Origin of the sequence: Paraferrimonas sedimenticola, from assembly GCF_002282855.1 — a bacterium.
Classification (GTDB): domain Bacteria; phylum Pseudomonadota; class Gammaproteobacteria; order Enterobacterales; family Shewanellaceae; genus Paraferrimonas; species Paraferrimonas sedimenticola.
In genome coordinates this window covers 301,160-317,752 of the sequence record NZ_NRIR01000005.1, presented here as the reverse complement: position 1 = coordinate 317,752, position 16,593 = coordinate 301,160, and the positions used below count along the sequence as shown (strand labels likewise).

The 16,593-nt window shown below is 52.5% G+C and carries 17 protein-coding genes; 1 reads left to right on the top strand and 16 read right to left on the bottom strand.

What is annotated here, in order from left to right:
• Positions 1-310: 310 nt before the first annotated feature.
• Positions 311-712, top strand: a complete 402-nt coding sequence (locus tag CLC93_RS11035) for a four helix bundle protein (RefSeq protein WP_169902974.1) — start codon at positions 311-313, stop codon at positions 710-712.
• On the opposite strand, the gene CLC93_RS11030 is transcribed toward CLC93_RS11035, so the two are convergent.
• The 16 genes from CLC93_RS11030 to fliR all read right to left on the bottom strand — a co-directional run bounded on the left by CLC93_RS11030 (position 699) and on the right by fliR (position 16,591).
• Positions 699-1,790: a response regulator gene (locus CLC93_RS11030; RefSeq protein WP_095506012.1), complete on the bottom strand. Its 1,092-nt coding sequence runs from the start codon at positions 1,788-1,790 to the stop codon at positions 699-701. The two genes, CLC93_RS11035 and CLC93_RS11030, sit on opposite strands and share 14 nt — an antisense overlap.
• Positions 1,791-1,842: 52 nt before the next feature.
• Entirely contained in the window at positions 1,843-2,643 is an 801-nt protein-coding gene (locus CLC93_RS11025) for an MlaA family lipoprotein (protein WP_245837144.1), read from the bottom strand.
• 164 nt (positions 2,644-2,807) lie between these two features.
• Positions 2,808-3,212, bottom strand: a complete 405-nt coding sequence (locus CLC93_RS11020; RefSeq protein ID WP_095506011.1) for a DUF2802 domain-containing protein — start codon at positions 3,210-3,212, stop codon at positions 2,808-2,810.
• A complete protein-coding gene (locus tag CLC93_RS11015) occupies positions 3,209-3,697 on the bottom strand; it encodes a chemotaxis protein CheW (RefSeq protein ID WP_095506010.1) in 489 nt (162 codons plus the stop codon). The genes CLC93_RS11020 and CLC93_RS11015 overlap by 4 nt, the downstream gene beginning before the upstream one ends.
• 14 nt (positions 3,698-3,711) lie before the next feature.
• Positions 3,712-4,470 carry a chemotaxis protein CheW gene (locus tag CLC93_RS11010; RefSeq protein ID WP_095506009.1) on the bottom strand — a complete coding sequence of 253 codons (759 nt, stop codon included), beginning with the start codon at positions 4,468-4,470 and terminating at the stop codon, positions 3,712-3,714.
• Complete coding sequence (locus CLC93_RS11005; RefSeq protein WP_095506008.1) at positions 4,463-5,245, bottom strand: ParA family protein; 783 nt, start codon at positions 5,243-5,245, stop codon at positions 4,463-4,465. The genes CLC93_RS11010 and CLC93_RS11005 overlap by 8 nt, the downstream gene beginning before the upstream one ends.
• A complete protein-coding gene (locus CLC93_RS11000; protein WP_095506007.1) occupies positions 5,242-5,634 on the bottom strand; it encodes a hypothetical protein in 393 nt (130 codons plus the stop codon). Before CLC93_RS11000 ends, CLC93_RS11005 begins: the two co-directional genes overlap by 4 nt.
• Positions 5,624-6,721 carry a protein-glutamate methylesterase/protein-glutamine glutaminase gene (locus CLC93_RS10995; protein ID WP_095506006.1) on the bottom strand — a complete coding sequence of 366 codons (1,098 nt, stop codon included), beginning with the start codon at positions 6,719-6,721 and terminating at the stop codon, positions 5,624-5,626. The genes CLC93_RS11000 and CLC93_RS10995 overlap by 11 nt, the downstream gene beginning before the upstream one ends.
• Positions 6,722-6,740: 19 nt before the next feature.
• Positions 6,741-8,672 carry a chemotaxis protein CheA gene (locus tag CLC93_RS10990; RefSeq protein ID WP_095506005.1) on the bottom strand — a complete coding sequence of 644 codons (1,932 nt, stop codon included), beginning with the start codon at positions 8,670-8,672 and terminating at the stop codon, positions 6,741-6,743.
• A 140-nt stretch (positions 8,673-8,812) separates the two neighbouring features.
• Positions 8,813-9,196 (bottom strand): chemotaxis response regulator CheY, encoded by a 384-nt coding sequence (gene cheY / locus CLC93_RS10985; protein WP_095506004.1) that lies wholly within the window; start codon positions 9,194-9,196, stop codon positions 8,813-8,815.
• A 49-nt stretch (positions 9,197-9,245) separates the two neighbouring features.
• Complete coding sequence (locus CLC93_RS10980; RefSeq protein WP_095506003.1) at positions 9,246-9,995, bottom strand: RNA polymerase sigma factor FliA; 750 nt, start codon at positions 9,993-9,995, stop codon at positions 9,246-9,248.
• On the bottom strand, positions 9,985-10,866 hold the full coding sequence (locus CLC93_RS10975) for a MinD/ParA family protein (protein ID WP_095506002.1): 882 nt from the start codon (positions 10,864-10,866) through the stop codon (positions 9,985-9,987). The genes CLC93_RS10980 and CLC93_RS10975 overlap by 11 nt, the downstream gene beginning before the upstream one ends.
• Positions 10,863-12,452, bottom strand: a complete 1,590-nt coding sequence (gene flhF / locus CLC93_RS17735) for a flagellar biosynthesis GTPase FlhF (protein WP_095506001.1) — start codon at positions 12,450-12,452, stop codon at positions 10,863-10,865. The genes CLC93_RS10975 and flhF overlap by 4 nt, the downstream gene beginning before the upstream one ends.
• A 23-nt stretch (positions 12,453-12,475) precedes the next feature.
• Complete coding sequence (gene flhA / locus CLC93_RS10965) at positions 12,476-14,524, bottom strand: flagellar biosynthesis protein FlhA (RefSeq protein WP_245837148.1); 2,049 nt, start codon at positions 14,522-14,524, stop codon at positions 12,476-12,478.
• Between the two features lie 145 nt (positions 14,525-14,669).
• The gene (gene flhB, locus CLC93_RS10960) at positions 14,670-15,803 is read right to left on the bottom strand and encodes a flagellar biosynthesis protein FlhB (RefSeq protein ID WP_095505999.1); all 1,134 of its coding nucleotides are present in this window, start codon (positions 15,801-15,803) and stop codon (positions 14,670-14,672) included.
• Entirely contained in the window at positions 15,803-16,591 is a 789-nt protein-coding gene (gene fliR / locus CLC93_RS10955; RefSeq protein ID WP_095505998.1) for a flagellar biosynthetic protein FliR, read from the bottom strand. The genes flhB and fliR overlap by 1 nt, the downstream gene beginning before the upstream one ends.
• Between the last annotated feature and the right edge of the window lie 2 nt (positions 16,592-16,593).

The window sequence follows — 16,593 nt, the reverse complement described above, 5'->3', positions numbered from 1 at the left end:
AAGTGTAAAATAAAGTTCGAACAAACAGCCAATTCCTCACAGTATTCGCCCACATTCGAATGACAGCTTTGGGCCAACTTAAGCCGGTAGCAACTGGCTAGATTCCCAGTCAAGCTGGGAATGACATGCGGGAGCGGGCCAATGGAAGCCTGTTGCAACTGGCTAGATTCCCAGTCCAGCTGGGAATGACAAGATTAGGCTAACTTGCCGTCCCAATCCAAAAACTACAAGCAATTCCTCCTTTTGACCGATTACCGAACCACCCAATCAAAGCTCTACTAATAGCGAACCCTTTCACATGGAGTCGCTAATGTTTTACGAAGATCTCAACGTTTGGAAAAAGAGCACCAATCAGGCCTGTGCCGTGGTGCAAATCATAGGAATGTGCGACAACAACGCGCTTAAAGACCGAATTACTACGACGGCACTGGCGATTCCCACCAGTATTGCCCACGGGCAGAATCGCAGAGATAAGACCGAGTGTATTCGCTATCTAGAGCGAGCGATTGGAAGCAATGCCGAACTAGCCACACAACTCACTATTGGCCAACAAGCGGGCCTAATTGACCCACAGGCCTGTAAAGAGCTGCTAGAGGAAAACAATGTCATTGGGCGCATGCTGGGGAGTTTAATAAGAGCGAAGCGCAATCAGGGACAGGCTAAGACCAACGGACAATCTGCACCTAATCAGGCCCAAGCTAACTCAGGCTAAAGCACAAGTAACCATAGTCTTGCTCAACGTCTTTGCGCACCACGCCGCGGTGTTGGTTCGCTTGCAGTGCTTCGCGAGCAGGCAGACCACCACAAATCAGCACTAGTGCTTGGTCTGACGTCATGGTGCGGTAGTGAGTGGCTGGATTCACCTGGGGCTGTTGGCCCATCGCCGGCGTGTTGGGCATGACAATCGGCAATAAGGTTTGCTGTTGGCGAACCATGCTGCGAACCCCATGTCCGAGTTGGCCTAGGGATAAACGTTGAGATTCTGAGTCGTAGCAGGCGTAGGCGATATCCATAGTGATGCCCGCGCCGCTTTGTAACAGGGTCTGGTTGATGTGAGCCAGCATAGTATTGGGGTGACTCACCACGCGACTGGCGCCGCGTTGAAACTCTTGTACCTTGTGATTCACACAGGTGCGCAGCAACATACTGCTAAAGGCCATGCCTGGCTGGTTGGCGTAGATTTTGGCAAACAAGAACGCTTGTCGACGGTCGTCAATTGGCACCACTTCCAGATACACACTAGAAACTTCTCCTGAGTGGACTATGGTGTAACCAATCTCGCTTTCGCTACCTTGTACCGCGGCTTCTGGAAACAAGGATAACTGAGCGATTTGAGCGGTAGCGGCATCTTGGGCAAGCGCTTCAAGGTTTTCATCCAGTTCCTGTTGCGCTCCTTCCGCTTCGCGCTTGAGCGGCGCCATTTTGACCTGCTCGAGCACCAGCTCCCCAATTTGTTTTAGATCAGCAATGGGCTTAGTTAGGTAATCGACAGCACCGAGTTTGAGTGCTTCCATGGCATCCGCCATCAAGTGGTTGCCGGAAATCACCACCACAGGAATATCGCTAAACTGAGGCTGCATCAACTTGATCATCTCAAGCCCAGAAAGCACAGGCATGCTTAAATCAGCCAGCACGATATCTGGGCTATGCCATTGCAGCATGTCCAGTCCTTGTTGGCCGTCACCGGCTTGGAAAACTTGCGCTTGTTGTTGTATCAGGTATTCAGAGAGTAGGTGCCGAAACACCGGATCGTCCTCGACCACCAGTACCGAAATTCCAGATAAGTCCATGTAACTCCCAAAGTTTCTGCGTCATCGCGCAGATACTCTGAGTGTCGTCGTTCTAGTCCAGTTCGTCAAGGTAGTCGTCAAGCAGCTCATCGTCGTCATCATCGATAGGCGGCTCGCCATCGTACACTTTAAAGGCCACGTGTTGGAAGTAGGCATCGCGCACGAACAAGTATGGGTCGATGGCATTGTCAATCAAACCGTCTTGTTCGAGCGCTTTGGCACGCTTGTGCAGGTTCTTTAAGCCCCACTTTGCCGCCGAGGCCCAGAAGTTAAGCTCTGATAGCGGCCAGTAAGTACCATCGACCCAATCAAAGGCGATTTCCCGAGCCACATAGGGGCCAACCACTGGCAACATAAAATAAGGCCCGTCGGGAACGCCGTAGTAACCCATGACTTCTGAGAAGTCGTCGAGTTTGCGCTCCATGCCCACGTAACCAGCAACGTCAATTACGCCCAAAATACCAACCGTTGAGTTAACCACAAAACGTCCTGCGGCATTGACTGCGTACTTGGGTTTACCTTGGAGAATGTTATTGACTACTGATTGCGGCTCTTCAAGGTTGAGCACCACATTGTAAATACCGGTTTGCACGGGGTCTGGCACATAGTCGCGGTAGCCCCGGGCCACCGGACGATACAGATAACGGTCCAAGTAGTTGTAGTTAAGGTCCCACATGGCGCGGTTGAAGTTTTCAAACGGGTCGCGGGGATCTTTTTCAATCAGGTCGGCAGGGGTAATTGTCTCGGGTTTGGCTTCCACCTGAGACTCTGGCTCTGCCTGAGCCAAACCAGCACCAAACAAACTAAAAGCCAACACAAAGGCTTTGGTACTGGTAATTAAACAAGACTTCACAATGATAATCCTATCGGGGTTTCGCCAGAATATGAAAACGGAAAAGAATGCTGGCGTCAGTCAATCAATCGACTTATGTACCCGTATAGCATACTGAAAGGTTCACAACGAACAAAACGTTATTTGTTAACGCCTGTGTCAAATGGACCCTCAGGCGTTTACTTTTATTCGCTATTTGCTTGATTGAGGCGAAGCAAAAGTTCGGCTTCGGCGCGAGGAATTTCGCACTCGGCGATAATTTCGTCCAGGCTGGCCCCCAGAGCCACCATTTTGCTGGCACGGGCGTACAGCTTGGCCTGAGGGTCTTGCTGACTCACTTCCTCAAGCTGTTGTTGCTGCTCAACAATACCTTGCTGCAACTCCTGTAAGCGACGGCCAACGCCTAGGGTGCCGCTGCGCAATTCTTGTATTTCTTGTTTGAGTAATCCTTGTTGCATCTCGTAATCATCCAGCAACTTTTGTTGCTGATTTAGACGCTTATTTTGCTGCGCCAGTTGGCGCTGCATCAACACCAGTCCAAAGGCAAAGCCAATGAAACCGATGACGATTAACCAATCGTTACTGATCATAGTGCTGCTAATTCATCCCATTCTTTGTCTGATAGAAGCTTGTTGAGATCCACCAAGATCAACAACTCTTCTTCGCGATGGCTCACCCCTTGAATAAAGCGGGCACTTTCTTCGGTGCCTAAATGCGGGGCGCTGTCGATTTCGCTACTACCCAAGTCAACCACTTCAGCAACGCTGTCGACCAGAATGCCGACCACCTGCTTTTCTGCTTCAATAATGACGATGCGCGAGTGTTGGTCAACTCCGCCTGGCGACAAGCCAAAGCGGCGACGAGTATCAATCACTGTCACTACATTACCACGAAGGTTGATAATACCCAGCACATACTCAGGAGTACCTGGTACCGGTGCGATGTCAGTGTAACGCAGCACTTCCTGCACCTGCATCACGTTAATGCCGTAAACCTCATCGTCCAGCTTGAAGGTTACCCATTGTTGCAGGGTTTCGCTGCTTTGCTCTTCCTTGTCTTGTACAACCTGGCTCATGTTGTCCTCTCGTTTCAGGAGTTGTCGCCGTCAAGCGCGGCAATTAGTTGTTGGCTATCCAGTAGATGGCACAAATCTGATTTAATCATGCCGGCGCTCCATTTAGGGCCGCTATCCCCTTTGCGCCATCCTATGTCACTCTCGCCGACAATGCGGCTGTAAACATCTTTTTGGCAAGCAATGCCAAAGTGGCTGTCTTTTAGCACTAACACGAAATGATAATTGTCGATGGAACCGGCTTTGCCGTGGATCCAGGCTGGCCAATCCACCACTTTAAGACTTTTGCCGCGATAGTTTTGGACACCCAAAATCCAGGGCTCGCCGCCGGGCACTTGGTGAAGGCCATCGATGGCAACTATCTCTCCAAGCTCGGTCAGCGGAATAGCGGCAGTGTAATTCTCTGCACTGAAAAATAAACTCGGCACTTCGCTTGGCTTGGGTGGCTCTGAGGCAGTCTGTGCAACTGGCTTTGAGACAAGTTTCGGCTCGGCGGTGACGGTTTGTTTTGGCGCGTCCGGTAGCGCTGTTTGTTCGACAGCAGGTTTTGCGGCTGTCGCCGCCTCACCGCAATCGGGCGCGGTTTCCACACTCGTCGATTTCGCAGCAAGATTTGACTCAACCGTGGTCGCCTTCACCGGGTTGACTGATTTGGACGCAGACTTAGAGGCAAGCTTCGGCTCCGCCACCGCTTTTTTCGATTTACTGTCGGCTTGGTTCGCCGGTGTCAGTAGGCATTCGAGGTAATCGCTTAGCGCCTGTTGCGGATTAGCCATGCACGGCCTCCTTGGCCATCACGGCTTTGGTTAACTGTCGATAGGCATCGACCCCACGGCTATTTGGCGCACAGTGTGTCAAGGGCAGTCGCTTTAAGCTTGCCTCTCTGAATTGAGTATCAACAGGGATAACCGAGGTATGCAGCTTGGCAGGAAAATCGCATTGCAATTGAGCTAGAGCCCTTTTTGCCGCTTTGGTTCTTTGGTCGAACATGGTCGGAATAATGGTGTAAGCGTACTGACGCCCTTGCGAGCGGCCCATCATGGTCAGAGTGTTCACCATACGATCCAGCCCCTTAAGCGCCAAAAACTCGGTCTGCACTGGAATTAACACCTGGTCACAGGCGGCTAACGCGTTAACCATCAAGACGCCAAGCACTGGTGGGCAGTCAATTAGAATGTAATCAAAGTCGTCCTGCAACGCCTTGACCGTGTTTGCCAGCACCAGTCCCATGCCATCTTGTTGACCGGAACGACGGTCAATGGTGGCCAAGCCGATACTGGCCGGCATTAAGCTGATGTTCTCTACCGAGGTTGGGTACACAGAGTGCAATACTTTGCTGCGGTTGAGATTCTTAGGCGTTTGAAATAAGTCGAATAAGGTCGCTGTTTGAGCGTCGCTATCAATGCCAAAGTGATGCCCTAAGGAGGCGTGCGGATCGGTATCGATAACCAACACTCGATGGCGCATTTTGGCCAACACACCGGCAATGGTAACCACTGTGGTGGTTTTTCCGACACCGCCTTTTTGGTTAGCGATTGTCCAGACTTTCATCGTGCGCCTCCCAAATCGGCTCGTGATTCTAGATCCCACTCACGGGTGGTAATTAGCACCCCACCGTTGGCTTGTGGACGAATTTGTATTCCTTTTAAACCATCGTCTTCAGGGGCTTGTCGCGCCTGAGCAATGACTTGTTCCAGCTGCGGGTTGGTCTCAACCCAGCGCGCCAGCGCTGCGGCTTGTTCCTCGGGTACCACCAGCAGCAGTTGTGAGGCCTCAAGCTCGGTAATTCTTTGTTGCAACGCTTGATTTTCAAGCGCGCTATCACTCCAGTACACACCAAAGGTGAAAGCAGCCACACTGGCTAAAAATGCGTACAGCGACAACCAAGGTACTTTGGCCCCGCGCTTATGCACCGTGGTACGACTCGCGCTAGCCACCACGCACCTCACCCATCAAGGCGCCGGCAAATTGTTCAATCGGTAAAACCGCCTCGGCTAAACCTTCGCTGACTACCGCTTGCGGCATGCCGTACACCACGCAAGACTCTTCGTCCTGCGCCCAAATTGAGCCACCGGCCTGCTTGAGCAAACGCGCGCCTTCGCGGCCATCAGCGCCCATACCAGTGAGCACCAGTGACAAGGAGCGAGCCCCGTAAACCTTGGCAATCGAGGCAAACAGTACGTCCACGGACGGCTTGTAGGTCAAATCAGCACGCCCTTCGAGGACTCGCACTCGATACCCAGCTCCCGAGGCTTCTAGCATCATTTGCTGGCCACCAGGCGCCAAATAAGCCACGCCGTTTTCTACTAAATCGCCATCGCTGGCGTGTTTTACTTTCACCGCACAATTGCTATCTAAGCGCTCGGCAAAGGCTGGAGTGAAGGCCGCCGGCATGTGCTGAGCAATAAAAATCGGTGCCGGAAAGCCTGCCGGTAGCGCCGATAACAAGGTTTGCAAAGCCACAGGGCCACCGGTTGAAGAACCAATGGCAATCGCCTGCAATGAACATGCACGACGGCGCGGCACTCGAATCTCACTCTCGTGGACCTTAAGCTCCCCGTTTGGCTTGGCGGTCTTTGTCTCGCTAGACTTATTGTCGCTGGTCGTGCTTTTGAGCGAGCGAGGACGGCTTTGGCGAGCCAATTCGCGCACTCGCTTGCGCAGCAAAGTGACTGAATGGCTGTCGTCTTTGGTGATCTCTTCAAAGGTTTTAGCGATGTAATCGGCAGCACCGGCATTCAGTGCATTCAAAGTGGCTCGCGCCCCCTCATGGGTTAGCGAGCTGAACATCAAAATTGGGGTTGGGTTGCTGGCCATGATAGCGCCAACCGCCTCAATGCCGTTCATTACCGGCATTTCTAAGTCCATGGTGATAACGTCAGGCTTTAGCTCTTTGGCTAGGCGCACACCTTCACGACCGTTTTCAGCCTGCCCGATGACTTGGATCATCGGGTCTTGAGTAAGGATCTCGCTGACACGGCGGCGAAAAAAGCCCGAGTCGTCTACCACTAACACTTTAACTTTCATTATCGTCCTTGCTGTCCCGCTAGCTGGCTCCGGCGTAGTGTTTGAGCAGCCCTGGAACATCCAAAATCAGCGCAATTCCACCGTCCGAGGTAATGGTGGCACCGGACATGCCCGGCGTGCCTTGCAATAACTCACCCAAAGGTTTGATAACCACTTCCTCTTGGCCAATCAAACCGTCCACCACAAAGCCAATCAGGCGATTAGCGATCTGCACAATCACTACGTGGCGGCTATCCGATTCTTGGGTCTCTGGCAATTCGCCGTGAATGTCTTTTAGCCACTCGTCTAAGTAGAACAGCGGAATGGCTTTATCGCGCACTATCAGGGTGCGCTGACCGTCGACCATATTGGTCTTGCCCTGCTCCAGCACAATGATCTCACTGACGTTTGACAGAGGTAAGGCAAATATCTGCTGTGCCACTTTAACCATCAAAGTCGGCATAATCGCCAAGGTCAGCGGCACTTTAATCTCAAGATGGGTACCGACACCCATTTCGCTTTGAATGTCGACCGTGCCGTTTAGTTGAGTAATGGAGGTTTTTACTACGTCCATACCCACACCACGGCCCGATACGTCAGACACTTCTTGTTTGGTGGAAAACCCTGCGGCAAAAATCAGGTTAAAGGCTTCTGAGTCGCTCATGCGCTCGGCCGCATCAGGCTCCAATACGCCGCGTTTGATTGCTAGGGCTTTGAGTTTTTCAGGGTCCATGCCCGCGCCATCGTCGCGAATCTGCAGCAAAATGTGGTCGCCTTCTTGAGAGGCTGACAGGCTGATTTGACCGCAGCTTGGCTTACCGGCTGCCTGACGTTGCTCAGGGGTTTCTATCCCGTGATCTACCGCGTTGCGAACCAAGTGCACCAAGGGATCGGCTAGTGCTTCGACTAGGTTCTTGTCCAAGTCCGTGTCTTCGCCAATCAGCTCTAGCTTCACTTCTTTGTTGAGCGAGCGCGCCAAGTCTCTTACCACACGAGGGAAGCGGCCAAATACCTTTTTAATTGGCTGCATGCGGGTTTTCATCACAGCGCCTTGTAAGTCGGCGGTGACTAAATCCAAGTTGGCCAAGGCTTTACTCATGGCCTCGTCACTGCGGCTAACTCCGAGAGACAAGAGGCGATTGCGCACCAACACCAACTCACCCACCATGTTCATAATGGTGTCCAAACGAGCGGTATCCACCCGTACTGTGGTTTCTGCTTGTGGCTTAGCAATCACCGGCTCTTGTTTGGCCTTAGGCTTGCTTTCACTGGCAGCTGGCGCGTTTTCAGCAGCGTTGTGGGGTTCGGAAGTCGATTCAGTCGCGGGTGCCGAGAACTGTCCTTCGCCGTGGAGTTGGTCTAGCAGCGCTTCAAATTCATCATCGCTGATATCGTCTGAAGTATTAGCAGCCGCTTCGGGAATTTCGACGACCGCAGGTTCGGCGGGCTTAGATTCGCCTTCTAGCGCATTGAGCAAGTCGTCAAATTCGTCTTGGAGTATGTCGTTGACTTGAGTGGTGGTCGCAGGCTCTGCCGGAGTTGACACTGGCGCTGCATTTGGAGCTATCGGCTGACCGTCAGAGAGTTGCTGATTGACCTGGTCAATCGCGTTTAGAAGCTGTTGCGGCGCGCTTTGTAGTGGCTGACCGGCTTGCAACTGAGCAAACATAGAGTTGACCGAGTCGGTGACTTCGAGAATCAAATCCATCAGCTCTGGAGTGACTTGAGCCACGCCATTTCTCAACTGGTCAAACAGATTTTCAGCGCCATGACAGACGTTGACCATTTCGGTCAAACTTAGAAAGCCGGCACCACCTTTAATGGTGTGGAATCCTCGGAAAATGGCATTGAGTAATTCTTGGTCGTCGGGGCTGTTTTCCAGCTCCACCAACTGACTCGATAATTGCTCTAGGATTTCCCCAGCTTCTAACAAAAAGTCTTGAAGGATTTCTTGATCCAAATCCAGCGCCATGGCTACTTCTCCAATATTCGTTGGCGTTGGTTTGCGTCTGGTGTTCGCTTCACTGACGAACGACTGGCAAACCTGTCCTGACTAGCTATCGGCGCTTTGCGTGAAAACTTTACGCAAAAGCGCGGCTTAGCAAGTCTGGATTAGCCCAGACGCTCAAAGATTTTGTCTAGCTTGGTGCTTAAGGTCGCGGCGGTGAATGGCTTAACGATGTAACCGTTTACGCCGGCCTGCGCTGCGGTGATGATCTGGTCGCGCTTAGCTTCCGCCGTCACCATCAGAACTGGCAAGTGCTTTAGCGAATCGTCGCTGCGAATGGCTTTGAGTAAATCAATGCCCTGCATGCCTGGCATGTTCCAATCGGTAACCACAAATTCAAACGAGCCATCGCGCAACATGGGCAGCGCAGTCTGACCATCGTCTGCTTCGTGGATATTGGTAAAGCCCAGATCTTTCAGTAGGTTTTTAATGATTCTGCGCATGGTGGCAAAGTCGTCTACCACTAGCACTTTCATGTTCTTGTTCAAAGTGACCTCCCGTCACAATTTCGAGCAAGGCTCGAATCAAAACTTCTAATTATGTTTGGGTCCAAGCGCGCAATTTGGTCTTCAAGCGCGCCATTGCCTGACTCAATATTTGGCTCACTCGCGATTCGCTGACCTCGAGTACGGCCCCAATTTCTTTTAGGTTTAAGGCCTCATCGTAGTAGAGGCTAAGCACCAAAGCGTCCCGCTCGGGTAAGGCTTTGATGGCTTCGACCATGGCCACTGAAAAGCGCTCTTCGGCCAGTTGGTCGTAATTATTGTCCGTCGGCGATGCGCTATTTTCGCCCTGTACGGCACTTGCGAGAGTATCGATGGGCGTACCCAAATCTTCGATACCCACCAACTTGCCCACTGCCACGTCTTTGACAATGGCGTGGTAGTCGTTAGCACTCATATTCAAATGTGCGGCAACTTCGTTGTCCGTCGGTTCACGGCCCAGCTGCTGTTCTAGCGACTCGAGCGCTTCACCAACCAAGCGGCTGTTTCTGTGTACCGAACGCGGCACCCAGTCGCCGCGGCGCATTTCGTCTAACATGGCGCCGCGAATTCGAATTCCGGCAAAGGTTTCGAATTTGGCGCCCTTGCTGCCGTCAAACTTAGAGGCAGCTTCTAACAGACCAATCATGCCTGATTGCAATAAATCATCGAGCTGCACACTGGCGGGCAAACGCGCCATTAGGTGCAAAGCGATGCGCTTTACCAATGGCGCGTGTTGCTCCACCAGTAAAGTCTTGGCGTCTTTGTCTTGGTATGCGGCGTAACCGGCTGCCTTACCGAGCATTGCTTTCCTCTGTCGCGCGAGGCTCACGTACTAAGCGCTCAACAAAAAACTCTAAGTGCCCGCCGGGCTGCTGCGGAATTGGCCAGCTGATGATTTTGCTGGCAAGGCCCTGATAAGCAATGGCCGCTGGCGAATTCGGGAAGGACTCCACTACTAGCTTTTGCTTACGCACCGCTTTGCGCAGATTGTCGTCAAACGGAATGGTCGCCACAAGCTCTAGTGCAACGTCCAAGAAGCGGTCGGTCACTCGAGACAGTTTGGCGAATAGCTCCATGCCCTCGCGCAAGCTGCGAACCATGTTGGCCACCACTTTAAAGCGGAAAACCCCGTGCTCGCGGCTTAGAATTTTGATCAAGGCGTAAGCATCGGTAATCGAGGTTGGCTCATCGCACACCACCACTAACACGTCCTGCGAAGCGCGCGAAAAACTCAGCACCATGTCAGAAATACCTGCAGCGGTATCAACGATCAGCACATCGCACGGGGTGCGCATTTCGCTGAAGGCGCGAATTAGCCCCGCGTGTTGCGCGTGGCTTAGCTCTACCATGGATTGAGTGCCAGAGGTGGCTGGAATAATTTGGATGCCCTTAGGGCCTTCGACCAATACTTCGTCGAGCTCGCACTCGCCCGAAATAACATGGGATAGATTGCGATCGGCGCGCAACCCTAACATTACATCTACGTTCGCCAGACCAAGGTCGGCGTCTAGCACCACTACCTTCTTGCCTTTTTCGGCCAGCGCTACAGCAGTATTAATCGATGCACTGGTTTTACCTACGCCGCCTTTACCGCCGGTCACGGCAACGACCTTGACTCCGTTCAATTTCATTTCATTCATCATGCGTAAACCGTTTGCTTGATCCCCGGTCATTCAACTGCTCCTGCCAGGTTAAATTGTTGTTCTTGTTCAATGTTATTTATCGCCTGGGCCGCCACCTGCAAAGCGTCGGCCAACTGCAGGTCTTCTGGCACTCGCTGACCATTGGTGACATAGGTCAGTTCGAGTTGTTCGCGCACCAATACGCTCAGCGCCCCTCCAAGAGAAACGGCTTCGTCCATCTTGGTTAAAATACTGCCTTTCAGCGGAATTTGACTAAACTGCTTCACCGCTTCGGCGATAACTTTCCCCTGAGCAGTTGCTGATAATACCAAATAATTTTGAATTGGGATGCGACTATCCGCCGCTAATTCGCGCAACTGAGCCGTTAAACGCAAATCTCTTTGACTCATGCCCGCGGTATCGATCAAAACCAGCGAGCGATTGCGCATCACATTCAGGGCTGATTCCAGCTCTTCGATGTTACTCGCCGACTTCACCATGCAACCGATAATCTTGCCATAGGTGGCTAGTTGCTCGTAAGCGCCGATTCGATAGTGATCCAGTGTAATCAGGCCTAGCTGGTCGGCGCCATAACGAGCGGCATAGCGGGCGGCCAGTTTAGCTAGAGTAGTGGTTTTACCCACGCCAGTCGGTCCGACCAACGCCACAACCCCACCGCGCAGAATCACGTCGGTTTGCGGGCAGTTAATGCACTCTGCCAGCATCTTTGGCAGTTGCTGGGGAATGCTTTGCGCTGGTACTTGCCCGGCTTGTTGGCCCAGTAACGAACTGATGTCTTTGCTGAACTCGCCGTCGCGCAGCAATTGCTCCACCATGGAACCCATAGGGTCGACACGCTGTTGATGGCTGTCCATTAAGCTGGCCAGTTGGTGAGTGAGCAGCTGGTTCATTTGCGCCATTTGCGCTTTGAGCTGGTCGACTTCGCTTTGACTGGCAGCGGCAGGCTGGGCGCTTGACTTGGGTTTGTTCAGAATGTCTTGCTGATAAGGCGCAAAGTCTTTGTCTGACGCTGTGTTGGCGGCTTGTCCGGTTTCTTGCGCGACGAGCGCTTGGGCCCACTTGGGCAGGTCAGCGTCCGAGGTGGCTGGCTGTTGCGCTAAGCTTTGACGGTGCTTTTGCTGGCGTTGCAGCAAGGCGTCTAGGCTGTCGGTTTCGGCCTCGCTGTCATTCCCGCGCCCACCGGCGTCATTCCCGCGTAGGCGGGAATCTAGCGACTGGCTAGGTGCTTGTGGGAACTGGCCTGGATTCCCGTTTTCACGGGAATGACTCAAAGATACGGCGTCATTCCCGCGCAACCCTGCGTCATTCCCGTGCCCATTGCCGTCATTCCCGCGTAGGCGGGAATCTAGCGACTGGCTAGGTGCTTGTGGGGACTGGCCTGGATTCCCGTTTTCACGGGAATGACGAGCGGCCGGTTGGGAATGACAAGCGGCCGGCTGGGAATGACCAGGAGCAGTCTGCCCCGCCCCCGAATTGTCATAGTCCACTGCCGCTACAATCTCGATACCGCCGGTCACTTTTTTGTTTGACATGATCACCGCATCGGCGCCCAAGGTTTCCTTAACCTGGTCCAAAGCGGTTCGCATATCCTTGGCTAAAAAGCGCTTAATTTTCACCTTGCCTCTCTCCTAGCTGACGGCTACTGTCCAACGGCTGCCACAATCTTTATTTGTTTTTCGTCTGGCACTTCTTGATAACTGATCACACGCAAACTTGGAATCGTGTGTTTAGTGAAGCGCGATAAGGTCGAGCGTAACATGCCAGAAGTCAGCAGAATCGCCGGTTGCCCCAGCATTTCTTGATTCTGTGAAGCCTCCAACAGAGATTGCTGCATTTTCTCTGCCAATCCCGGTTCGATATTCGGACCGTCACCACCCGACGCCTGCATAGATTGATGCAGAATTTGTTCCAATTCTGGCGCCAAGGTTATCACAGGAATCTCTTGCTCTGGTCCGCTGATCTCTTGGACAATCATGCGCTTCAGTGCAATGCGCACCGCCGCTTGTAAAACATCTGGGTCCTGACTCTTAGGCCCGTACTCAACCAAGGTTTGTACTATGGTGCGCAAATCGCGAATGGGCACCCCTTCGTGGAGTAGGTTTTGCATCACCTTCACCACCACGCCCAAAGACAGCACATCCGGAATCAAACCTTCCACCAGCTTAGGCGCTTGCTTGGCAAGTAAATCCAACAAATGCTGTACTTCTTCATAGCCCAACAGTTGAGCCGAGTTGTTGGCTAGCAACTGCGATAAGTGAGTGGCCACTACCGTCGCAGAGTCCACTACTGTATAGCCCATGGACTGAGCGTACTCACGCTGTTCCGGTTGGATCCACACCGCTTCCAAGCCAAAGGCTGGGTCGCGAGTCTTATCGCCGTCCAGCTCGCCAAATACTTGTCCTGGGTTAATCGCCAGCTCGCAATCGTGGCGAACTTCGCCTTCACCGCTGGTCACACCATTCAAATTAATTCGATAAGCACCGGGGGCTAAATCCAAGTTGTCGCGAATATGCACCGCCGGCACCAGAAAGCCAAACTCTTGTGAAAGCTTTTTGCGAACCCCTTTGATTCGAGCCAACAACTCCCCATTTTGGGTCTTATCCACCAGAGGAATTAATCGATAACCCACTTCCAAACCAACGGTATCCACGTGACGCACATCTTCCCAGCTGAGCTCTTTCGGTGCCGCATCCTTGGCGGGAGAGGGGTTAGCCGCCGCTTCTTGCGCCGCAATCTCGTCGGCTTTTTGACGTTTGTGCAAATAGTAAGCGGCACCGCCACAAATCGCCGCGAAGCTTAAAAACGGAATATGCGGCATACCAGGTACTACGCCCATCACAAACAAAACCCCAGCAGCAATCGAGAGGGATTTGCTGTTGGCAAACATCTGGCTTATCACCAACTGTCCCATCTCGCCTTTCTCGTTTTGGCGAGTCACCATTAGCGCTGCGGCAATCGACAACAACAGCCCCGGAATCTGCGCTACCAGACCATCACCAATGGTCAACAAGGTATAGACTTCAATGGCTTGAGAAAAGCTCAGACCGTGCTGAATCATACCAATGATAAAACCACCGCTAATGTTAATCAGCAAGATAAGAATCCCAGCAATTGCATCGCCTTTAACGAACTTAGACGCACCGTCCATCGCACCGTAGAAGTCGGCCTCGCGAGTCACTTCTGAGCGGCGTGCACGGGCTTGGTCTTTGTTAATCAATCCTGCGTTTAAATCCGCATCGATAGCCATTTGCTTGCCCGGCATAGCGTCCAGAGTAAAGCGAGCACTCACCTCTGAGATACGACCGGCACCCTTGGTGACCACCGCAAAGTTAATGATGACCAGAATTAGGAAAACAATCAGGCCGACGGCATAGTTGCCACCGATAACCACTGAGCCAAAGGCTTCAATCACTTTACCGGCGGCATCACCGCCATTGTGACCTTCTAGCAGAACCACGCGAGTTGACGCCACGTTCAAGGCTAATCGCAGCAAAGTCGCCACCAAGAGTACAGTTGGGAATGCAGCAAAATCTAGCGGGCGAAGAGTGTAAATGGCGACCAGAAGGACCACCAGCGCGAGAGCGATGTTAAAGCTGAATAAAACGTCCAGCAAGATGGCTGGCATGGGAAGGATCACCATGGCCAACGCCGCTAAAACCAGCAGCGGCGTACCCAGTCCATTGAGCATGGTCGGATTAACCCGACTAAAAATCTTAGTTCCTATCACTGACATCCAATGCGCGAAGCGACAATAAAGCGACTGTTATTCTAGTTATGTAAGCTTTAGAGCAAGTTTGATGCCAACCCATTTGGACAAGTGTTCAAATAAGCGGCTAATGACGCAGGTCTTCTGGTAAGTCGAATTCTTTTGGTAGTGGGTTTGGTTTGCGAGCGCGGCGAGCTTGATATTGCTTGAGTTGCATGACGTACGCGAGCACGGCCGCTACAGCGGTAAACAGGCCTTGAGGGATCTCTTCGTTAAGTTTGGTGGTGTAGTAAACCGCTCGAGCCAGCGCTGGAGAGCTGACAATCGGAATGTCGTGCTCATTGCCAATCTCGCGAATTTTAAAGGCCACCTGATCTACCCCTTTGGCCAACAAGAAAGGCGCACCGGCCCGACTCACGTCGTACTTAAGCGCCACCGCATAGTGCTCTGGGTTCACCAGAATGACATCGGCGTTAGGTACTTCGCCCATCATCTTGCGCTGAGAAATTTCACGCTGTAACTGGCGAATACGCCCCTTAACTTCGGGCTTGCCTTCGGTGTCTTTGTACTCGTCTTTGACCTCTTGCTTGGTCATTTTGAGCTGCTTGTTGTGATTCCAAAGCTGGTATGGCGCGTCGATCAACACAATTAGCAGCATGGTGGAGCACAGAATAATAAACATCTTGAGCAGCAGCCCCATGGCCTCAGCCACGTTGCCCGGCAGGTGCATCGCCGACAGGCTCAAAATGTCGTCAAAATTAAACTTAAGCAGCAAATAAGCCACAATCGCGACCACCAGAAACTTGGCGATCCCCTTGGCCAACTCCACTAACGCCTGAATCCCAAACATTCGCTTAAAGCCCTTTAACGGGCTCATCTTATCCAGCTTGGGCATCGCCGCTTTGGTACTAAAGGTGATTCCTCCGAGTAGCGTGTTACCGGCAAAGGCCGCGGCGAATAAGAACACCACGAACATCAACAAAGGCTTGGCCAACTCGCTAAATACCATGGGCCAAATACTCAAGGTAGAGGCGGCGTCAAACAAGGCGTCGCGCTCGGGCTGGAACACACGAGTCATGACATTCAGGAGCGCCTCGCCCAAGCCTGGCCCCACCATCACCATACCAATTGCGGCGGCTAACAACACGGAAGCAGTACCTAGCTCTTTGGAGCGAGGTACTTGGCCTTTTTCACGCGCCTGTTGCAGGCGCTTGGGCGTGGGTTGTTCGGTTTTTTCCTGACTGGAATCGTTTTCGGCCATTAGGGGATCCTACAAGGCAATTCCAGTAGCTGGCACAACAAGCCCTGCGCCGCATTCCAAGTGTTTTCGAAATGGCTCATGATCCCGCCGAGGGTTAACCACAGAATGATCAATCCAGAGATCATGGTTATCGGAAAGCCAATGGCAAAAATGTTCAGCTGAGGCGCGGCTCGAGTCATCACACCGAAAGAAAAGTTAATCAGCAACAGCGCCACAATTGCCGAAATGGCAACGGTCAAGGCGGCGCCAAACATCCATCCGCCCCACTCGGCCAATGCGCGCAAGTTAGCCACGTTCAAACTGGTCTCGCCCACAGGCAAGGTTTCAAAACTGGCTACCAGCATACGAATCATGGTTAGGTGACCGTCGAACAAAAAGAACAGCAAGGTGGTTAAAATCAGGTAGAACTGGCCCACCAAAGGCACTTGTTGCCCGTTGGTCGGGTCCACCATGGAAGCGAAACCCAAACTGGTTTGCATACCGATAATTTGACCGGCCAACACAAAGGTTTGCAGCAATAACAGGGACACAAAACCCGCGGCAATACCAATCAATAATTGCTGCGCCAAAATCCAATAGGCTTCAAAGGAAAACAAGGGAACGGCGGGCATGGCCGGCAACACAGGCGCCACCGCTATGGTCATGGCAAACACCAACAACAGGCGCACACGCATCGGTGTGGTGTTAGAGCCTATGGTGGTCATCACCATCATCATTCCGCCAATGCGAGCCATGGGCCACAGATAGGCGGCTATGGTGGCTTCGATGCTGCCGTAAAGCCAGTCCATCG